This window comes from Arthrobacter sp. D3-18 (assembly GCF_054408525.1).
Genome location: NZ_CP096440.1, coordinates 3616360 through 3636965 on the forward strand (window position 1 = coordinate 3616360; position 20606 = coordinate 3636965).

Sequence of the window (20606 nt, forward strand, 5' to 3'; positions counted from 1 at the left end):
TTCGCAGTTGCGGTCTTCGGCTCGCTGATTGCGGCCTGCTGAGAAATCACACTATTGAAGCCATGCTTCCCAAACCATCGCCGGAGCGTACTCTTTGCCGGGTAAGTAGTGGCCGCTATGTACAGGAATACAACCTTTCGTTGTTAAGATAGGGCCATGGCACTTGAATCAAAGTCGTTCACGGTGGCCAGGCTTGCTTCCATTCCAAACATCGGGCTGACCATGGCGCAAGGAGGCAGCGGAGTTGAACGAGCCGCCGGTATCCCGATCTCCGTCGAGCGGAAGGGGCGGTTCCCTGAGCTCCACGGCGGTGAGATAGTGCTTACCAGCGGGCTGCACATCGGTGAGGATTGGACAGCCTGGAAGAATTTCCTGCTGGCAGCTTCGGGCGCCGGCGCCTCCGGGCTCATCATTGGCCTCGGCACAGAGGCAGCCTTCGAAAGCCTCCCGGCACAGGTGCTGACCCTGGCAAGCGAACATGACCTGCCACTGCTGACCTGCGACATTTCCGACTTCGGGCGGATTGCGCACACTATCGCCGTTCTCCACTCGGAGGGACAACGGGAATCGTTCAGGCAACCACTCGACCTTCAGATGGAGATCACCGCGATCGTGGCCCGCGGCGGTTCGTTTGGAGACCTGCTCGCTGGCTGGCAGCAACGGACCGAGGAGCCGGTAGCCGCGTATGATCGCCTCGGGCGGGTCATGGCCAGAAGCTCGTCCTTCCCAGCGAACCTGCTCGCTCCGCTGGGCAAACGCCTCGCCGGTCAGGAAGCTCCACGACTCGGAGAACAACTTCGCCTGAACGCAACCGAGCTGGCTGCCGATCCCGATGGCACGCCTGCAAGCCCCGAAGGAACGGTGGAAGTCTCCCCCTTCGCGGGCAACGACACTGTACGCGGGTTCTGTGTCCGCATTACTACAGGCCATGAGACGGCCGAACTCGCTGCACCGGCGCTGCGTTCCCTCCTTGCCCTCGAATTTGAACGTGTGTGGTTCCTTGACGAGTCAGCGCGCCGCAAACGCGCTGAACGGTTTGCCCGTCTCCTGACGCTTACGGAGCCGGGCAGTGCTCGGACATTCCTCCGCAGTATCGGCATCGATTCGGGTCCGCTGTGGGGTGTAAGCATCGAAGCTCGCAATGAGACACATGCTGAAGTTCTCATCGACGACATCGCCGTGGTGCTCGCCGCCCCCTTCGTCCGGCATCGCCACCGGATCGTGGAGTGCTTGGCAACTGTCGATCCCCGGCAGGCATTGGCTGACTACGGCCTTGCCGTCCCCACGGGCATCGGCACGCGGGGGGCTCCCGAGCATTCAGCCCGCAGCATCAGGCAGGCTACCCTGGCACTGGAGACCAGCCGTCGGGCCGGCACTCCCATCGAATACGTCGACGGGGCCTCGCACGAGTTCCTGATCAACGCCGCCCCATCGGACTACCTGGAATCTTTCTCCAGCGCCGTCCTTGCCCCCATCGAGAAGTCGCGAGGAGGCGAAGCCCTCCTGAACACACTGCACACGTGGCTTCTTGAGCGCCGATCCGTCGAGGCGACGGCGGAACGGATGGGGGTCCACCGACACACTGTGCGGAACCGGATGCAGCGGATCGTCCAGATCACCGGTCACGATCTGGACGGCATCGATGCGCAAACCGAGCTGTGGCTCGCGCTGAAAGTCCGAGGCTTCCGCGACAATGGAGACTCACCCATAGGGCGATAACCAACAGTCGAGGTTCGCCGCAACGGCCATATTCTGTCGTGACCTTCGGTGCCATGATGGTCGTCACATCCTGCGGACCCACCGCGAAGATCCGGTACTCAAATGAGGAACGACATCATGCCCATCACCGTAGCCACCACAGATTCAGTCCCCCGATCCATACTCCGCCGAGTCGTCATCGCCAGTGGGCTTGGCACCTTGCTGGAGTACTTCGACTACGCCAGCTACAGCTACCTCGCGACCACCATCGCCATGGTCTTCTTTCCCCCGGAGGACCGGGCAGTTGCGCTGATGAGCACCTTTGCGGTGTTTGCACTTTCGTTCCTTGTTCGCCCGCTCGGGGCCTTCGTTTGGGGCAGCCTTGGCGACAAAATCGGCCGTAAGAGCATCCTCGCCACGACAATCATCCTCATGTCCGGAGCCACCTTCCTCATCGGATTCATACCGAACTACGCCACCATCGGCATCGCAGCACCCATCCTGCTCCTGCTGCTCCGCGTAACACAGAGCTTCTCAGCCTCCGGCGAATACGCCGGCGCAGGCACCTTCGTCGCCGAGTACGCCCCCGTCGCCAAGCGCGGACTGCTCACGAGTGTGGTACCCATCGCAGCTGCCGCAGGGTTCCTGGCAGCCTCGCTCATGGCGACCATCCTCTACGCCAGCACCTCACCGGAATTCATGCAGGAGTGGGGCTGGAGGATCCCGTTCCTCATCGCAGGCCCGCTCGGAATCGTTGGTCTCTGGCTTCGCCTGCGTTTGGAAGACACCCCGCAGTTCCGCCGGGTGCTGGAACTCGAAAAGAAGCAGCGCCAGAGCGCAGTTGATCAGCCTGCAGCCGCAAACCGCTGGTCCGAGACCCGCAAGAGCCTCCCGTCGATGTTCAAGGCACTGCTCGTCATGTCCCTCAATGCCGGCGCCTACTACCTCCTGCTCAGCTACACACCCTCATTCCTCATCGAGGAGGCGGGGATGAGCGAGGCGACCGCAACACTGGTTGTCACGATCGGACTCGTCGCACACATCATTTTCATCCCACTGGCGGCCCGCCTCTCCGACCGGATCGGACGCAAACGGACCTTGATGATCTCGAGCATCGCCTTCATCGTGCTGAGCTACCCGATCATGACGCTGCTCTCTTTCGGAGGAGTGGTCCTCGCCTCCACGGTCCTCATCGTGTCCCTGATGTTCTTCGCCATGAACGATGCCGTCTTCCCTTCCTTCTTCACCGAGCTGTTCGGCACCCGCTCCCGCTACCTCGGGTTCGCGCTGCCCTTCAACGTCGGAGCCATGCTCTTCGGCGGCGTCGCACCACTCATCGGCACCTGGCTGATCGCCACCACCGGCAACCCCAGCTCACCGGCATTCTTCCTGATGGGTATCGGAGTCCTCTCACTGGTTGGACTCCTCATGAGCGCAGAAACCGCACGCAAACCACTCGCCGACGAGCAAGCTGAAGTAAGCAAGGCGCCGGTCGCCACGGTGTAGCGCCCCAACACCAAACGACTCGCCTTCAGAACCAAGCTCAGGGTCGGACAGCATTTCCGGTAATTGCTGTCCGGCCCTCAGTGCAGATGTGAGCAGTAGTTACTCGCCCAGGCGAGCTCCGCATCTAACGAGGCACGACTTCCCGGGTACAGCGGAATCGCTCGTGGTTTGCATAGCATGGGGCTCAACGACTATTGGGGGGTAGCAGTGAATTTAAGTCCGGCTTTCGGAATCATCGGGATTCTATACGCGGTCTTCGTTATCGCGGTGGCCGTCTTGGCCGTGTATGCCCTGGTCTTGTCCATCATCTTCTTGCGGCTGAGGATCGCAGAGTTGAAGAGGGGTGCAGGGACCGAGGACAGCTGACTCCCCTGCGAAACGGCAAGAACGCAGCAGCGCCTGGTCAGGACCTGGTAGCGGTCGACCAAGTCGCGCAGCACGGCAGAGGTTAGGGAGCGGACTGCGCTGGGCTCACCGAACCGCTCACGAGGCACGCTACAAGGATGGCCAAGGTGATCGGCCACAGCGGCCGCCGCTGTAGCATCCGGGCTCCCCCTGCCGGCAAGTCAACCAGGGGCAAATCACGGATCTTAGCCGTCGACTGAAAGGCGCAAGCAATGCACCCGCTGTTCATTTAGCGGTCACTTTCAAGTAGCCCATAAGTACCGGGTTGTTATGGTCGGTGCCGAAAAACCTGGGATTGGAGTTCGTGTGATGGTGATTCCGGACCGAAGCAATGCGGATCTGCAGCAGTACTCTGCCTTATCGGCCTGCCGCTCGGGCCGAGCGAACCGTTTATGACGTCTCACTGAACCCGGTATTGCCCGTCGACACATTCGGGCATCACAGCCAGCCGTCGCTGATCCGCGAGTGTCCGGTTCAGCTAATTTCTCCACTGACGAGCAAAGCAGGTTCCGAATTATTCAAGACAAGCGAAAGTCAGCAGGGAACTTGAATTACTTGTCATGAGATTGACAGAAATATCCTTGCGACGCCAAAACGGCAGACTCATAAAGACAACCCGATTGTCGGATATTATGAAATTTCGTCCATCGTATCGTTGGCCGAAATCCCTTCGCCCTAGTATCAGTACACGTATCGGCTAATCCAAGGACTAGAGGCACCGTGGACGCCGACGCCCAACACTGCACGGGCCGCCTCGGCCAAGGAACTGCACAAACATGTTGAGAACTTGAGAATTTATGTGACTGAAATGAGTACCACGCAGAATTTCACCATGACTGGCACAGGGCCGATTGCGCATCTAATACCTCGAGGCAATTGAAGTCTCGACCATCACATCATTGCGGCCCCGCAGCATACTTGCATCGACAGCAGTGAGGATCGGGGCACACTTTCCACCGGGAGCCGGTTTTGCGGCACTCATATCCATCGGGTACGTTGTGGTTACTTTGTCGAATGGGGACGACATTTGTTGCCCCATAGAACTGTTTCAAGGCACACAGTGGGGGCTATGCGTGACCAGTAACGTCATTAAAATCAGTAACCTAAGCAAGAGATACGGCTCTTTGCAGGCCGTCCAGGATTTGTCCCTGCAAGTAGAGCGCGCATCCATCTTTGCCTTTCTGGGAACCAACGGTGCCGGCAAGTCCACCACCATCGGCTGCATCACCACGACTCTCGGATTCGACAGCGGAACCATTCAGGTCGCCGGCCATATCGTGGGCAAGGAAGACGATGAGATTCGACGCAAGATTGGCGTCGTTTTCCAACAGTCGCTGCTGGATCCGACACTGTCGGTCAGGCAGAACCTCGACATACGAGCAGGTTTTTATGGACTCACGAGGCCCGAGCGGACCCAGCGCATCAGTGAACTCGCCCAGCTCATAGGTCTCGAATCTTTCCTTGAGAAGCCCTTCTACGGGCGGCTCTCCGGTGGCCAGAAGCGCCGGGCGGACATCGCGCGGGCTCTTATCCATCGACCCGAGATTCTTTTCCTTGACGAGCCGACCGCCGGCTTGGACCCGCAGAGCCGGGAACAAGTCTGGCAAACCATTCATAAACTTCGCGATGACGACGGCCTGACCGTTTTCCTCACGACCCACTACATGGAAGAGACCGAGGTGGCAGACCAGGTCTCCATCATCGACTCCGGAAAATTGGTCGCCCAGGGAACGCCTGCGCAACTGCGTGAACAGCACAGCAACAGCATCCTCACCGTCACCACAGACGATCATGAATTCCTCGCGGAGTACTGCAGGACCGCCGACCTGAGCTGGACACTCGACAATGATGTTTATCGCGTTGAGGTAGATGACTCGAAGCAGGCCCGGCACCTGCTCATTGTGGGCGCAGAACGCGTCCACGACTTCGAGTTCCGGCACGGACGCATGGACGATGTCTTCCTTGCACTGACATCCAAGAGGAGCGAACCGTGAACAGCATCATGATTCTCAGCGGCCGTAACCTGATGATCTTTTTCCGCGACAGGGCCGGGGTATTTTTCTCCCTGCTCTCGGCGCTGATTCTCATCGCCCTTTACGCCCTGTTCCTCGGCAACCTGCAAGTGGATAACCTGCAGACAAGATTCCCTGACGCAAGCAGCTCGGAAATCAGCGCTTTCGTCAACGCCTGGGTTTTTGCGGGCATCACGATGATCACTACCCTAACCACCGGACTTGCCGCCCTCAACGTATTTGTTGACGATGCGTCGACCGGGCGTTTCCGTGACTTCCTCGTCTCCCCTATAAGGCGGACGAACATGATTCTCGGATACTTGATCGCGAGCTTCGTCATCTCCGTCATCATGACAGCGGTGGTTATCCTGGTAGGCCAGCTCTACATCCTCTTCCGCGGGGAACCCTTGATGACCTTGGCCCAGCTTGGACAATGCGCCGCCGTCGTCCTGGTTTCATCTGCGGCGTTTGCCGCGCTGTCCAGCTTCGTAGTCACGTTCATCAAGTCCAGCACCGCCTTCTCAGCCCTGAGCACCATCGTTGGAACCATCATCGGCTTCCTTGCCGGCGCTTACATCCCGGCTGGCACCCTGCCCTCCGGTGTGGTCAATGTCCTGAACGCACTTCCTTTCGCGCAATCAGCCATGTTGATCCGCCAGCCTTACACGTCGCAGGCACTTGAAGCGCTGACAAATAACCAAGACCAGGCCGTTGACGCAGTCCAGACGTTCTACGGCATCACAGCTTCAGTCGGGGATCTCGCTGTGACGAACACACTGGCGATCTCGGTGCTCCTTGGAATGGTTGTCGTCTTCATCGCACTGGGCTCCTGGCGAATCGGTCGGCGCATACGATGACCGGCAACGAGGACCTGTGGGGAGGCCTCGAGTCCACCGTCGCTATGTTCCCGGGCCAAGGCAGCCAGCGTCCGGGAATGGGCAAGGCCCTGACAAAGAATTTCCAGGTGGCCGGCGATGTCTTTGATGAATGTTCCGATGTGCTCGGCATTGATGTCCGTGAACTTGCCTGGGATTCAGCCCCGGAGGATCTGGGGAAAACCGAAAACACGCAAGTGGCGCTCGTCGCGGCCAGCATCGCCGCTTGGAGGGTGTGGACCCAGGTGGGCGGCAACCTGGCCCACGCAGTAGCCGGACACAGCATCGGGGCGCTGTCAGCGGCCATTGCAGGCGGATACCTACCGTTGGCAGATGGCATCAAACTTGCCAGGCGCCGAGGTCATTTGATGGCCTCGGCCCCTGGACGAGGGTCGATGTTGGCCGTGGCTGTCCGAGGAGAGGAACAACGAGATGGACTCATCGCCTCGGCAGCAACGTTCGGTCTCGACGTAGCCGCAGTCAACGGCGAACGCCAGATCGTTCTCTCCGGGCCCATCAACGACATTGAGGACGCGCGGAAACACTTCGGGGCTAAATCAACCCAGCTCAACGTCAGCCACGGATTCCATTCCCGGTTGATGGACCCTGTGATGGGCGAATGGCGGGAGTTACTGCGCCACGCGCCGTTCCGCGACGGGGACGTACCACTGCTGGGCTGCACCTCACCCCAGCGCCTGGAAACCGCGATGGAGGTCTCCAACGAGCTCTATTTCGGTATCCGACAACCGGTGCGATGGGACCAGGTCCTTCAAAGCGCGGACAGTTTCGGGACCTGGGTTTACTTGGGAACAGCAAAATCACTTTCCCGTCTCAGACGGAATCAAACTCAAACAGTTCAGATCGTGGAGGACACGTATGTTGGACGTCGAACCTAGCCTTATCACCTTGGTTGTGGGCGCATCCCGGGGCATCGGCAAAGCCTGCGCGCTGGAACTTGCCAGGAACGATCATGACATCGTGATCTTCTACCGGCAGGACGACGAGGGCGCTGCTGGAACAGTTGAAGCGATACGGGAACTGGGACGCAGGGCCTTGGCGGTCCGCGTCGACGTTTCCGTTGAAGCCGACGTCCGCGCAGCCTTCCGCACGGTTCTCAAAGACTTCGGACGAATCGGCTCCGTTGTTTACAGTTCCGGAATCACCGCTGACGGGCTCCTGGCAACAATGTCCCTGAACAACTGGGAGCGCGTCATCAGCACCAACCTGACCGGCGCGTTCCTGGTCTGTCGCGAAAGTGTCAAGGCGTTACGCAAAACAGGCGGCTCAATCGTGCTCATCAGCTCCACCTCGGGTATCAGCGGCCAGCCCGGCCAAGCGAACTACAGCGCGACCAAGGGCGGAATCAACGCCCTGACCCAATCCATGGCCAAGGAAATGGCGTCCTTCGGCATCAGGGTAAACGCTGTGGCACCCGGTTTTACGAACACCGACATGCTCAAACAGATGGATGCCAGAGCACGTCGCGAATATACCCAGCACATCCCGCTGCAACGAATCGGTGAACCCCACGAGATAGCTGCAGCTGTGGCATTCCTCATAGGACACCAAAGCTCATACATCACCGGTCAGGTCCTCGCCGTCGACGGCGGCCTGACCTCCTGAAGGAGAACTCCCAATGAACGACATTTATGAAGCCTCCCTGTCCGCCGGGCGGAAGAGGACCGAACTCAACGCCCGCCTGAAAAATCTGCTGTCCGAAGGATTGGAGTTGCCTATCGCCGGTGACCAGATCGAGGACGACCAGCCCCTCTTTGGGCGCGGCCTCGAACTCGACAGCCTCGACACCCTTGAAATCGTGAGCTTGGTTGAAGAGGAGTTCGGTGTCTACATTACCGACGAGGACCGGACAGTTTTCGGGTCAATCAACAAGATTGCCGATTTCATCGCTGCCAACAGCGACGACGACTAAGGGCCAGGGCAATGACCATCGCCCTCAAGGCCAGCGACATCCTGGCCAGGCTCCCACACCGTCACCCCATGGTCCTCCTGGATAGGGTTGAAGACTTCAACTACGGCAAATCCGCGACTGGAATCAAGAACATCACGATCTCGGACCCCGTCTTCCAAGGCCACTTCCCCAACAACCCTGTGTACCCTGGCGTCTACATGATTGAAGCCTCGGCACAGCTGTGCGGGCTGCTGTTGGGCTCCCCTACAGGTGAAGACGGCCCCGTCCTTGGGTACCTGGCGTCAGTGCGCAAATTCAAGTTCATCACCCCGGTCTTCCCTGGCGATGTGCTGAGCATCCAAGCACGAGCGGGCGTAAGCCACGCCAATCTTGCGGACTTCAGCGTCGACATCAAAGTCAGCGGCAAGATCGTGGCCTCCGGGTCCCTGGCGCTTGCACGCATAGACCCGGACCCATCAACATGAAACCGGCAGTAAGGCTCTACGACCCGGAAGTGGATGCGGCACGTGTCGCGGAGCTCTACAACCGAAACAACTACGGCACGATCCAGAGCGGCTCACCTCTTACTGGCAACGACGTTAACGCAGTGTTGAAAGAACGCGGCGCAGCACTGTTCATGGTGGGGGAAGACCGCGGGAACATTGTTGGCACCATAGGTTACCTGAAGGTCTCGGGCCGACGGGTCGCCGGCGACGGAGAACTCTTTTCCGGCATGTTCCTCATCGACCCGGGCTACCGGATGGGCTTCCTGGCCGGTGACCTGTTCATGCAGTCCTTCATCAAGCTGGTCGAACAGGGTGTCCGGGCTCTGCGCCTTGAAGTTGACCCAGCCAACCAAAAGGCTTTCCCGCTCTACGGACGGGTTGGCTTCAGGACGGCAGGCATCATCAGGCCTGATGAGGATGGCTACATCGAACTCATCAGTTTCCTCCCCGGCGTCGTATCAGATCTGCTTCAAACACCCTTTGCCGGCGCCTCCCCAGAGGACATGTTTTCGAAGTACTCCTGGCGAAGCATGGGCTCAGCCCGCGGCAGAGACCTCATGGACGGCGTCTCCGTCCAGGACGGCACCCCGCTGCTGACCTACACCTTCCCCGTGAAGAAGGACGTCGTTGAAGTCCAGGTCAACATGTCAACAGGTGCCGTCGTCCAGGCGCGCCACAACGGCAAACTCTTCGACTGGCCGGAATCCCCTCAACGCGCTGCTCCGAACGGCAACCACGGGCCTTCAATCGGCTCCCGCCGGCTTGGCGCTTTCACTATCTCCCTGGACGCGGCAGGGACGTTGACGATTGAGCATCCTCGACACCCGGGTCCGGTACTGACCGATCATTTCCCCGTAGGAGCCGACGGTGCACCTTTCTGGCGGCGTCCCGCCGCGTTGAACGTCACGTGCCAGGATCTTCCCGACGGATGGACGACCCGGCGGGGACCGATTTCCCGCGAAATCCGTGTTCATGGCAGCAAAGTCAGCATCGCAGTGAGCCACCAAAGAAATCAAAAGGTGACGGCGTTCCCGTGGGTGAATCTACGTTCAGGGGAATTCCACCTCAACACGAAAAACCGCCAGCGCCCCTTAGGCGGTCCAATCGTCCGCGGTATCTGGCCGCCGGACAGGACCGACTTTGAAGCCGCCGAAAGTGCCTTCGATGATCAAAGCAACGGCGCTTCCGCCCTCTGGACCGATACGGCGCTGGGGCTCGCATTGGCTGCTACCTGGAACTCGGATGGGAAGCTCCGCGTCGAAGGCTCCCATCTTCCGGCGGCGTCCTCCGAAAACGGTTCCATCCTGTATGACGTGGACCTCTTCGACGGCGCAGATGCTATGCCCGTTCCCGAAAACCCGGAAATCCTTACTTCATTAACACCGGTGTTTCACTCCTTGTCCTCCGGAACCCAGGGGGATTGGAAGCCCATCCAGTGGGTGGCGGCGGAAAGGTCGCGTGTCGATGTGCTTGAGGCCGTAGGGAGCAACGGGTTTTTGCTCGTCGCTCCCGACCGGGGCATCGTTTCGTGGAAGTCAGGCCAAACGCAGGTCCTCGCGGCGCCGTTCCCGAAAACCCGGACACTTGGGCCCCTGACGGCATGGCATTCCGGTCTTTGGGTCTCGGACCAAGGAGGGCGAGAAGACCCGGAGCAAGGCATCGAGTGGGGCTGCGATGGTTGCACATCCCACCTAGCTGACAGCCCATCAGATCGACCCCGCTGGGAAATCCAGCAGTGCGACAGCGATCTGACAGCGCTCCGCATCGTCGTTGACGGCGCCAACGGGTCTGAACAGGTCACGCACCTCACGCCGAACGCCCAAATGCAGGCCCGAAACCGGGCGCCGATACTTTTTCAGACGGATACCAACACCGACCTGTGGTGGGCAGCAGCCCGGGACCGGACTCCGTGGCGGGCCTCAGTGCGGAGAGCGGCCATAGGTCTCGGCGGGACGACCTGGTTGGTCATCGAAAACGACGAAGGCAGCCATCCCGAAATTTTGATCAGGTCCTCCGGTGAGTACCTCCTGCTGTCCCTCCTTGCCAGAGCCGGGGACACCAACACGACATCATGGCTCCTTTCCGCTCAGGAACTAGGAAGCCCCACCACAACCATCAAGGAGAATCCGTCATGACAGCTACGACTGACTACGAGGCAATTCGTTCCACCGCCGCCGTTTACCCCACCGGTGAACTGGTTCTCGAGATCGCCGGCGAGCAGCGGGAGGAACTGGTTTCCTACCTGCTAGCCAAACGCACCGAATTCGCCCAACCCGGAAGCGTCGTTGAATCATTGGTGCTCCGGGAAGATGCTTCCGTTGCAGGCCACGTCGCGGCCTATATCGAAGAGGAACGCGTCCTGCTGATTGCAGAACAGCCCATCGACGTCGACATCATCACCATCGCGAAGCAACGCGGACTGGAGTCCGTCCGCGTCACCGACCTGTCCGCGTCCACAGCCGTCGTAGCTGTGGAAGGACCCGTGGCCTGGAAAGTTGTCCAAGACTTCGCCGACGAAGAAATCGCAGGCGTCCTCTTGGGCGAAAGCTGCACTGCGACGTTGCCGGTATCAGAGCAGCCGGCGACCATTATCCGTACCGGCACCACCGCCGAGTACGGCTACCTGATTCTCGCTCCGGACACCGACCGCGACGCGCTGCTGAAGTTAATCTCAACGATCGCCACGGAATTCGGCGGTCAGCGGGTCGGCACCGAGGCACTACAGCGCGCTCAGGCCGAAGTCAGCCACCCCCTCTACCCTGAACAATTCAGTGGCCTGACCGTCCGGGAAGCTGCTGCCCTCTGGATGCTCTCAGCGGACCGTGATGACGACTTCCTCGGCAGCGACCAGCTTGAGAAGGAAAAAGCCGCGCGTTCACTAGTTGCAGTCACTGCCACCACGTCATCGATCCCGGCGGCAGGAACCAGCGTTACCGCAGGGGAAACCGAAATCGGCCGGATCCACCACACGCTTCCCTCCGCTGGTCAACCTCAAGGGTTCGCCCTGGCCCTCTTGGATGCCCCCTTTAACGTGCCGGGTCTGGAACTGCAAGCAGGCGGAGTGACTTTGACGACGATTTCGCGCCCCTCAGTTGATCCGGTCTCCTGGACCGAACCGATCGGTTAAGCCATGAAAATAGTTGTCACCGGATTCGGCCTCAGAGCAGCAGTAGGCCCGGACGCAGAACAAAGCTGGGAATCCATATCCAACGGAAAATCGGGGATCGTTCGAACGACCGTAGTTCCTACCGATGGTCTGGTTAGTTCAATGGGTGGCCAAGTCGAGTCGGAAGTGGAAACGGGGCCCCCGTCGTCCCGGACCACTTACGTTGATCGCTGCCACAGGCTTGCTTCAGCCGCCGCGACCGAAGCTTTGACCCATGCCCGGGTCGACCAGGCCTCCGTTGACCGGACCAGAATCGCGTTGTCATTGGGAACATCGTTGGGTGGGGCCCGCAGTGGAGAAGAATTCCATCGCCAGTGGATACAGGACGGATTGCGTAAAGCAAACACCGGTCTGCTGCGGCAATACCCACTCCATAGCGTCGCGGACTACCTTGCCTCTGAGTTCCAGCTGTTCGGACCCCGGAGTGTCCAATCCAACGCCTGCGCGGCCGGCGCTGTCGCCATCGCCTACGGGATCGAACTCCTCGAATCCGACGCCGCTGACATGGTCCTCGCCGGCGGCGTTGACCCGCTCGCGCTGTTGTCCTTCGGTGGTTTCTCCAGCCTGAAGGCACTGGATCCCCTGCATTGCGCACCGTACACCCGGAGTTCGGGACTCAACCTGGGTGAAGGAGCTGGTTTCCTTGTTCTGGAAAGTGAAGCTTCGGCTGTCGGCCGGGGAGCTGCGATCTACGCTGAAATCGCAGGGTACGGGCTCAGCGCCGACGCTTACCACGCTACAGCTCCGGACCCCATGGGCCGAGGAGCGTTACGGGCCATGCACGCGGCACTGCGGATGTCCGGGAACACTGTCGACGACGTCGACTACGTCAACGGCCACGGAACCGGAACGGCTGCTAATGACAGCGTCGAAGCCAAAGCCATAGCCAACCTGCGAGAGGGCGCCGCTCCGCCGGCAAGTTCCACGAAGTCCATGATCGGACACACCCTTGGTGCCGCCGGAGCCATTGAAGCGGTGACATCAGTGCTTGCCATCCAAAACCAGGAGATGCCTCCAACGGTCACACCCGATGGCCTGCGCTCACCCACAGGCCTGGACATCGTTGCAGAAACAGCCAAGAAGGCGCGGCTGAAAACCGTGCTTTCAAACTCGTTTGCCTTCGGCGGCAACAACGCTTCGCTAGCCATCCGGGAATACAGCGCTGACCCCTCAGCCCAAGCACCAAAGAGCGTACGACCGGTGGTCATCACCGGCATCGGCGCACTTGCCGGTGATGCCGTCACCACTGAGGACGTAAAGGCCGCCCTTTTCGAGGGCCGGCCCGTCTACGGTGACGGGACTGTCGAGGTCGAGGGATTCGGTTCCTTCCCCTTTGGCGACATTCCGGTCGACAAGCTCAAAAAAGGGATCGACCCGAAGTACCTGCGTCACATGGACACCTTGGGACGCAGGTCGGCGCTGGCTGTCAGCCAACTCCTGAAACAACGGGGCCTCTCACGAGCGGAGGCAACCAGCACCGGGCTGTTGTTCGCCACCGGCACCGGACCGATCTCCACCGTTGAGGCGTTCGAACGTGAGCTCCTGACTACGGGCAGCGGCAACGCCCTGCTGTTCCCGAACACGGTCATGAACGCCGCGCCCGGGCACGTCGCGTTGTTGAACAAGCTGCAAGGACCCACCGCGACCATATGTGCCGGCAACACGGGGGCTATCACTGCGCTCCATTTCGCCCAGAACCTCATCTCGAACGGGGTCGTGGACCGGATGATCGTCTTGGCGGCGGACGAAGCACCGCACGCGATGCTCGCCGCCTACGCGCCGATTCCGGGCTACTTGGCACGTTCGGTCTGCCTCCCCTACACGAACTCGGGCCGGGTCATCTCCGGTGCCGCCGTGGCCATCCTGTTGGAAAGCGAAGACAGCGTCGATCCCGGGAGAGTTCTTGGCCGCATCGAGAACTTTGGCATGACCGGTGACGGCAGTGGCCCCAGCCGTCTGCGCCAAGGGTCAGGGGCTTGGGCGCGGTCCTTCCGGCTGGCCCTCGACGGCCATTCACCGGAAACCGTTGATGCCGTTGTTGCTGCCGCTTGCGGGCGGGAAGCCGTGGATACCTTGGAGATCGAGGCATTGGCGGCAACTGGCCTGAGCAGGCGGCCTATTTCGACGCCCAAGGCAATCTTCGGCGATGCGGGCGCCTCAGGTGGTCTGTTGGGTGTCGCACAAGCAGTGTGGATGAGCCAGGAAAAGTTCATCCCAGGCAACGCCGGAGTCGTCGCGTCCGGCCCTGCAGGACTCGTACCAGGCAGCGGCAAGGCCGGAGAGGTCTACCGGACCCTGGTATCCACTTGTGAGGCCGGAGGCAGTTTCCAGTCCGTCACCATCGCGACGTAACAGGATGGTGGATGTATGGATTCATTCGACAGGCCCAGCACCTACTGACGACTTTGGGCGGTACAGGTCCCGGTCCGGTGCCCGCTTTCTCGCGGAAGCGGCAAAGTCGACCCGATGCCCGGATGACCTGTCCCGACCCTGCCACGTCATCCGGGCAGAGGACGGCAGGTGGTTTTGCGGAAGCTGTTTGTCAGGCTGGTCGGTTTCACACACGCAGAATATTCTTGTCGCAGCACGGGCAAGAAGTTGGGTCGGTGTGGACATTGAAACACCAAAGAGACGGAACGCCGCCTTCAGATGGCTGGGGCGCGTCACGGGTGTGCCCAGTGTCGGCATCGAGCAATGGACCCAAGGTGAAGCCTTATGGAAAGCGATGGGCAACGCGGCACGGCGCCCAAAAACGGGCGAACTCCGTCTCAGCCCACAGTGGCACTATGGCTGGCAGAGCTCTGCGGACGGGGATTGGTACGTCCACACAGCCGCCAGCCGGGATGCCGTCTGGAGCCTGGCGTCACAGAACATCGAACCACTAACACTGCACTCGTGGAGCCCCCTGTCGGATTCGAACCGACGACCCGCGCTTTACATATTGGGGTATCCCGGAAGTGCCCGGCAGCTCCCTGAATTTAGGCCTGACCAGCGATTTTGCGACATTTGATGGTGAAATCGTATCCCTAAAGTTCCCCCTAGTTCCTGCCCAAAGCGTGTCGTAAACGTGTCGTATCCGTGCGATTACCGGCAAATACCTCTCAGCATCGTCACCCCACATGCGAAGACGCTTTCCTTGCCGAGCTCGCTTGACGGCACAACGAGAAGGGAACACTGACCGGCTCCGTCACGAGGATGCTCAGGCGAGCCTGCAGACACTCGTGAGCGTACGCGATCACCTCGCTTCCATTACTGCTCCTCCTGAGCTCTGAACCGGTCATGGTGCGTGCTCCTATGAAGTGGACCGGAACCATCAGCATCAATGAACGCAGCTCTACCTGCACCTTGCCAGATTGGCTGGATCACGGTTGTCGGAGTTGCGAGCAAGTCCAGAGATTCCGGGGACATCTCCGCCTTGGAGTAACCCACTCGGAGATGAAGCTCGTGCGGTCTACATAGTCGTCAATAGGTACGGCAAATGTTGCTACGTCGGTCAAACCCGTCCCACAAGCAGAGCGGAGAATGTCGCTGCCATTCGCCTTGGGCAGCATATGAGTGAGCCATCGAAGCAGGAGAATTGGACTAGTTAGGTGATTCCACTTCGGGCGGATACGCCTAGCACTTTTGTCGACTTGCTTGAGAAGCGGATTGCTCTGCGCTTGATGATCCCGCTTCGTCATTTTGCCTCGCGACGAACTCCACCAAGCCCTCCCCGGCCTCCGGGGCAGCTCCCAAGGCAAGAGGCCCTCGTGGCCGTAAGGTTTCAGAACCGAAGGTCTGGATCGCCCGTGCTGATTCCTGCGTACCCGAGTTTAACGTGTGTCTCCGTCCTGTCTCGTCTCGGTAGTCCTTAAGGACTTTCAAGACTCCACGATGAGACAGAGTGCATGAGACACCTCTGGACGCTGAACGAGCCTCAAATCCCGAGACCGAGTCTGATCCCACTTAACTAGAGTTTGTGAGACGCCTGACGGCATGCTGACCACAGCTCGCTTGTAACCGTGGCTCTATGCCCTGCCGCCCATCGAAGCGTCTTTGCAGACGACTGGGCCTGGACGCCGGACACCTTGTTCCTGCGTTGCGCGCGACCGCTGCCCGCACGGTGACCACGGCCGCCATCATCGTCACCGTCACCGTCGTGCTTATGCCCGCCCCCGTCGCCGTCGTCGCATCCCCCATCTGAGGTCGGCTTCTCAAATGAGCAATAACCGTCGGACTATTTTGATTTGATGGCTAAAATCTAAATAACTCCATCCTTATTCAGACTTTTGAGGACTCCATGACTGACGCCTGGCCGCCGCACAGCTCCAAACCCATACCTTGGACGACTTCTGGGAGGGCCCCACGCGAAGACCGTGAGTTCACCGAAGTCGAGGTTTCCCTGCCACCCATGATCGGGGACCTCTGGTACAGCCCGAGCCGGGAAACCATCGTCGCATTGGAAAAAGCTGCGGTCTCAGTCGCCTCCCTGGATGTCACGGCCGGAACGCGCATGGCCGCCATCAGCGGGTTCCTCCTGCGCAGTGAGGCTGTGTCGTCCTCAAAGATCGAACACGTAGACGCCAACCGCAACGACTACGCGAAGGCCATGATCGGCTTGAAGGCCAGCGAGAACGCCAGGTCGATGGTCGCCGCCGCTGACGCCGTGCAGTTCATGATCGACGACGCCGGAAAGAGTGGCATGGTGCGTCTGGAGTCTCTCCTCAAGGCCCACCACACCTTGATGAAGGACGACCCGCTGGACTGGAAGCACGCCGGGAAGATCCGGGACGTCCAGAACTGGATCGGCGGCAGCGATTACTCACCGCGCGGAGCCGTCCATGTTCCCCCTCCGCCGGAAATGCTGTCAGAGCTGATGGAGGACCTAATAGTGTTCTGCAACCGGGACGACGTGCCGATCATGGCGCAGGCCGCGATTGCCCACGCGCAGTTCGAATCCATCCACCCCTTCACGGACGGCAACGGCCGCATCGGGCGGGCGCTCATCGGTGCCATCTCCCGTCGGCGCGGCCTGACGAAGAATACGGTCACGCCCATCGCCTCGGCGATGGTTGCCGATGTGCAGCGGTACTTCACCCTCGTCAACAATTACCGGACAGGCGACGCCGACCCGTTCGTGCTTTACCTGGCCAGCTCCGCCCTGCGCGCTGCGGATGCCGCGAGGGAAAGTGTGGCCGCTCTGGACGCCTTGCCGGCGATGTGGCTGGAGATGTCCAAGCCGCGCAAGGGCTCCGCCGAGGAGAAGATCATCCCGTGGCTTTTGGAGCGGCCCGTGTTCGAAGCGAATCATGCAGCGCACATCGCCGGAGTGGCCGAGACGTCCGTGTACGGCGCCCTGGACAGACTTACGACGGCTGGTGTCATCACGCCAATCACCCAGAGCAAGCGCAGCAAGGCGTGGGCAGCCACCGAGGTCCTCGACGAAGTAGACCGGCTCAACGCCCGGCTGGCGAAGGTGGAAGCGGCCGCCTAACAACGCCGAGCCCAGGCACGAGGAGCCGAAGGCACCATCCCGCACACATAGGGCCTATGGACAATCTCCCTGCAGCCTTGGCCACGCTGGTGGCCAGACATGAAGTCGATCCGATCAAGGACTTTGACGCCCTCATCACGGAGGTGAAAGAGGTGGCCGGCTATCGGTCGCTCACTGCCGGCGAAAACGTGGAGTTGGATTGGGAAGCCGTCGAGCAGGACGGGTACGCCTTCAGGGCGATCTCGGTCAGGACAGCTGAGAGCGAGACTCAACCATGAGGCTCGGTCGCACGATCAGAACTGACCAACCGATGGGCAATGTCCCGAAGTGCCACGCCGGCTGCCAGCCCACCCACCCAAAGAAGGGGTGAAATTGTTGATGCAGTACTGGGACCTGGAGCCACTCACCGAGTACTACCTGGAGGACAGTTTCGTGCTGGACGTCCGGGCCACCCCGGGCAGGTTTTCCATCATGCTCGACTTTGTCCTCCGCGAAGGCCACCCGCAGTACGCCTCTCCCCTGCCGGGAGAACAGTACTGCTACCGAAAAGGCCGCCTAGTGTTCAGCGGAGTCAAAGAAATTTCATGGAGCGGTCAGGGCCGCATCAACCCGGCGATCGACGCCAACGACGAGATCGATTACGGCGGAATCGACTCCTTCAGAATCGAAGACAACGTCTACCGCTTGGAAGGTGATTTTGGGCTAGTCGAGGTCAGCGCCGCCTCAGTCGGTGCCGAGCTAGAGGAGGGCATGACTACTGGCCCAAAGGTGTCATCATGAGTACCTTCCTGGAACGCTTCGCTGCAGCGACCGATGAAGAGGGTCTGCGGTCCGGATGGTCACCGGCTGCCTACTTGGAGGCTTGGGCGGCCTTCACGGAGGACTGCGATGAGGGCTACCAAGGAAACATCTACGAATACGAGAACGACATCAGTGTCCGGGACGTGATCGAGAAGGCACTGACTTCGCTTGGTCCGGCCGAAGACGCTGCAGTTGCCGTCTTCGCGGATGCTGTCGCTGAAATCGATGCCCGTTTCGCCGCCGTTCTGAACTCCGGCCCAGCAATACGAGTCGAAACCGTCCCCTGGTGGCGCCGACGGCTGCCCAGCAGCACTTCTCCGTGACGCTTTCTCCCGTCGAGGCCTAGAAGCGGGAGCTGTCCCGAGCATGGCAGGATTGCTCCGTGATGACCGAGACGATGAACGAGGCGATGCGGCCGCTCCGCGCCTTGGCGGAGCCTTTCGTTGAATCTGGCCGCTTGGATCCCCCACTGCAGGCCCAACTCGATGAGGGTCTGACAATCCGGGACGGGTGCCTGCTCTTCGTCTCGCAACTCCGCAACATCCGGAGCCAAAGCGCCGCCGAATTCGGCGGCCCCAGCGGCGTCGAGGGTTACATCAACAAGCTCCCGCTGGGCTGGCTGATCGACGGTGCCGACGATTCACCGACGTGGCAGGATTTGGTCGGCACGAGCGAGTGGGCGGCGCGTTGCCTGGCACAAGGCATCTTGCTGGGCCGTAGCATCGCATCGGCGGCCTCTGATCTAACTCAGGCCCCCATCGACGTGTGGGTGTCCGTCGATTACGGGCCAGACGAGGAGTACCCCTCCTCTGCCTTTCGCTTCGTGACCTACAGGGAAGACGACTTGTGGGCTTACAATGTTGCAGGTTTCGAGCAACCAGTCCTGCGGATGACGTCGGGTGGCACATAGTGATCGCGTCCGCTGATGAGTTCGTTGCTCTGCGGTGTAGCGAAGACCCCGCGGAGTATCAGAGGGCAGCCCATGACGAGGCTGACCTTGCAGTGTGGGTCGAGGTCATAGATAAACACCCGGACATGCGGTTTTGGGTGGCCCAGAACAAGACCGTCCCCTTGGAGATCCTTGAGCTGCTCGCCTCCAGTCCGGACGTGCGGGTCCGCTCGTTCGTGGCCATGGAACGCAGGATCGGCATTGATCTCCTGCTAAAGCTCGCCCTGGACGAAGACGACGCTGTCCGGGCGAACGTTGCCCGCCACCGCCGCGCGACACCCGAGCTGATCGAAACGCTGCTTCATGACGAATCATGGGTCGTCAGAAAAGCCGCGACGGAGGCGTTGGCCAAGAGAGCGGGCTAAGATCCCGAGTTAGCGTTCTTGCCTTTGGGAGGTCCTGGCGGGGCCGAATTCATCATGGACTTCCCTCCAAGCGCTGGAAAGGGGCTCCGCGAGGCTTGTCGGCATCGGCGTGTTCATGTCTGCCACGTACATTTTGACGTCCCCCGGCGGAACCCATTCCGTGGCGGTCACCGTGACCTGGGTTGTGAACAGGTCGTCCGGGAGGTCCAGTAACCCGTCAACGACGAGCCGCTCTATCAGATGGAGGCCCTCGACGGTTGCGAGCATTTCGCTGCACACGGTTTTCGTGGCGTTCAGCAGCATTTCTTCGGCGGCAATGCCCTCCGCGTAGGAGCGGCGTACATCATCTTCATGCAGAAGGTGGCCGTACAGCCAGGCTCCGGCGATCTCCTTGTTCGACGTCATGAGCGCTGATCGACGTGCACGGGGCCGGCCATGCGGATAGTCAGGGTCTGCCTCCCTGAACTTTGCACGGATGGCCTCCACTTCTTTCCTATGCGCGGGCGAGCCGCTCACCAACTCAGTGAGCGCATTCAGGACCTTGTCGTAATGAACCCCATCGTCCTTCAGGAACAATGGCCGGACCCTCGCTGCGGCCGACTCAACCTGCTCCGTAGGGAGCAATGGTGCCGGTTTCATCTCGACGGACTTCGCACCAGTGACAGTGTTGAAGACCATGTTGAATGTCAGCGTCCATGCAGCATGTTTCACGAGTAGTTGCTTGTCTGCGGCCAAGGAGTGTTCTTGTACCAAACGTGCGCGCAGCACAAACTTTGACAGTGTCCGCAAAGCCGCGGTCTTCCGTGCCTCCTTGGACATGACCGTCACCTCGTTTCCGCGCCTCGCTCAGTTGAACCCGTCGTGATTCTGCCACACCGCGAAGCGTGTAGTCGGAGGGCACCTCCGGAAATGCTGTCAGCGAATCCAATTGATGGTGAAAC

The 20606-nt window shown here is 60.3% G+C and carries 19 protein-coding genes; 18 read left to right on the forward strand and 1 reads right to left on the reverse strand.

All coding sequences use genetic code 11. The features are described from left to right. Positions 1–156: 156 nt before the first annotated feature. The 18 genes from M1D89_RS18770 to M1D89_RS18855 all read left to right on the forward strand — a co-directional run bounded on the left by M1D89_RS18770 (position 157) and on the right by M1D89_RS18855 (position 19665). Positions 157–1719 carry a helix-turn-helix domain-containing protein gene (locus M1D89_RS18770; RefSeq protein WP_498645861.1) on the forward strand — a complete coding sequence of 521 codons (1563 nt, stop codon included), beginning with the start codon at positions 157–159 and terminating at the stop codon, positions 1717–1719. Between the two features lie 117 nt (positions 1720–1836). Next, complete coding sequence (locus M1D89_RS18775) at positions 1837–3204, forward strand: MFS transporter (RefSeq protein ID WP_498645863.1); 1368 nt, start codon at positions 1837–1839, stop codon at positions 3202–3204. Between the two features lie 1478 nt (positions 3205–4682). Further along, positions 4683–5603 (forward strand): ABC transporter ATP-binding protein, encoded by a 921-nt coding sequence (locus M1D89_RS18780; protein WP_498645865.1) that lies wholly within the window; start codon positions 4683–4685, stop codon positions 5601–5603. Next, on the forward strand, positions 5600–6478 hold the full coding sequence (locus tag M1D89_RS18785; protein WP_498645867.1) for an ABC transporter permease: 879 nt from the start codon (positions 5600–5602) through the stop codon (positions 6476–6478). The genes M1D89_RS18780 and M1D89_RS18785 overlap by 4 nt, the downstream gene beginning before the upstream one ends. Then, a complete protein-coding gene (locus M1D89_RS18790) occupies positions 6475–7392 on the forward strand; it encodes an ACP S-malonyltransferase (protein WP_498645868.1) in 918 nt (305 codons plus the stop codon). The genes M1D89_RS18785 and M1D89_RS18790 overlap by 4 nt, the downstream gene beginning before the upstream one ends. Continuing rightward, on the forward strand, positions 7373–8119 hold the full coding sequence (gene fabG / locus M1D89_RS18795; RefSeq protein WP_498645870.1) for a 3-oxoacyl-ACP reductase FabG: 747 nt from the start codon (positions 7373–7375) through the stop codon (positions 8117–8119). The genes M1D89_RS18790 and fabG overlap by 20 nt, the downstream gene beginning before the upstream one ends. 13 nt (positions 8120–8132) lie before the next feature. Beyond that, positions 8133–8426 carry an acyl carrier protein gene (locus M1D89_RS18800; RefSeq protein WP_498645872.1) on the forward strand — a complete coding sequence of 98 codons (294 nt, stop codon included), beginning with the start codon at positions 8133–8135 and terminating at the stop codon, positions 8424–8426. 11 nt (positions 8427–8437) lie between these two features. After that, the gene (gene fabZ / locus M1D89_RS18805) at positions 8438–8890 is read left to right on the forward strand and encodes a 3-hydroxyacyl-ACP dehydratase FabZ (RefSeq protein WP_498645874.1); all 453 of its coding nucleotides are present in this window, start codon (positions 8438–8440) and stop codon (positions 8888–8890) included. Further along, complete coding sequence (locus M1D89_RS18810) at positions 8887–11046, forward strand: GNAT family N-acetyltransferase (RefSeq protein ID WP_498645876.1); 2160 nt, start codon at positions 8887–8889, stop codon at positions 11044–11046. Before fabZ ends, M1D89_RS18810 begins: the two co-directional genes overlap by 4 nt. After that, positions 11043–12038, forward strand: coding sequence for an aminomethyl transferase family protein (locus M1D89_RS18815; RefSeq protein WP_498645878.1), 996 nt, complete (start codon positions 11043–11045; stop codon positions 12036–12038). The genes M1D89_RS18810 and M1D89_RS18815 overlap by 4 nt, the downstream gene beginning before the upstream one ends. A 3-nt stretch (positions 12039–12041) precedes the next feature. Beyond that, positions 12042–14429 (forward strand): beta-ketoacyl synthase N-terminal-like domain-containing protein, encoded by a 2388-nt coding sequence (locus tag M1D89_RS18820; protein ID WP_498645880.1) that lies wholly within the window; start codon positions 12042–12044, stop codon positions 14427–14429. A 1657-nt stretch (positions 14430–16086) separates the two neighbouring features. Further along, complete coding sequence (locus tag M1D89_RS18825; protein ID WP_498645883.1) at positions 16087–16260, forward strand: hypothetical protein; 174 nt, start codon at positions 16087–16089, stop codon at positions 16258–16260. A 96-nt stretch (positions 16261–16356) separates the two neighbouring features. After that, complete coding sequence (locus M1D89_RS18830) at positions 16357–17550, forward strand: Fic family protein (RefSeq protein WP_498645885.1); 1194 nt, start codon at positions 16357–16359, stop codon at positions 17548–17550. A gap of 56 nt (positions 17551–17606) precedes the next feature. Further along, positions 17607–17828, forward strand: coding sequence for a hypothetical protein (locus tag M1D89_RS18835; protein ID WP_498645887.1), 222 nt, complete (start codon positions 17607–17609; stop codon positions 17826–17828). Between the two features lie 100 nt (positions 17829–17928). Next, on the forward strand, positions 17929–18330 hold the full coding sequence (locus tag M1D89_RS18840; RefSeq protein WP_498645889.1) for a hypothetical protein: 402 nt from the start codon (positions 17929–17931) through the stop codon (positions 18328–18330). Further along, positions 18327–18674, forward strand: coding sequence for a hypothetical protein (locus M1D89_RS18845; protein ID WP_498645891.1), 348 nt, complete (start codon positions 18327–18329; stop codon positions 18672–18674). Before M1D89_RS18840 ends, M1D89_RS18845 begins: the two co-directional genes overlap by 4 nt. 59 nt (positions 18675–18733) lie before the next feature. Further along, positions 18734–19261 carry a hypothetical protein gene (locus M1D89_RS18850; RefSeq protein ID WP_498645893.1) on the forward strand — a complete coding sequence of 176 codons (528 nt, stop codon included), beginning with the start codon at positions 18734–18736 and terminating at the stop codon, positions 19259–19261. Beyond that, on the forward strand, positions 19261–19665 hold the full coding sequence (locus tag M1D89_RS18855) for a HEAT repeat domain-containing protein (protein ID WP_498645895.1): 405 nt from the start codon (positions 19261–19263) through the stop codon (positions 19663–19665). Before M1D89_RS18850 ends, M1D89_RS18855 begins: the two co-directional genes overlap by 1 nt. Before the next feature lie 9 nt (positions 19666–19674). On the opposite strand, the gene M1D89_RS18860 is transcribed toward M1D89_RS18855, so the two are convergent. Beyond that, entirely contained in the window at positions 19675–20484 is an 810-nt protein-coding gene (locus tag M1D89_RS18860; protein ID WP_498645896.1) for a hypothetical protein, read from the reverse strand. Between the last annotated feature and the right edge of the window lie 122 nt (positions 20485–20606).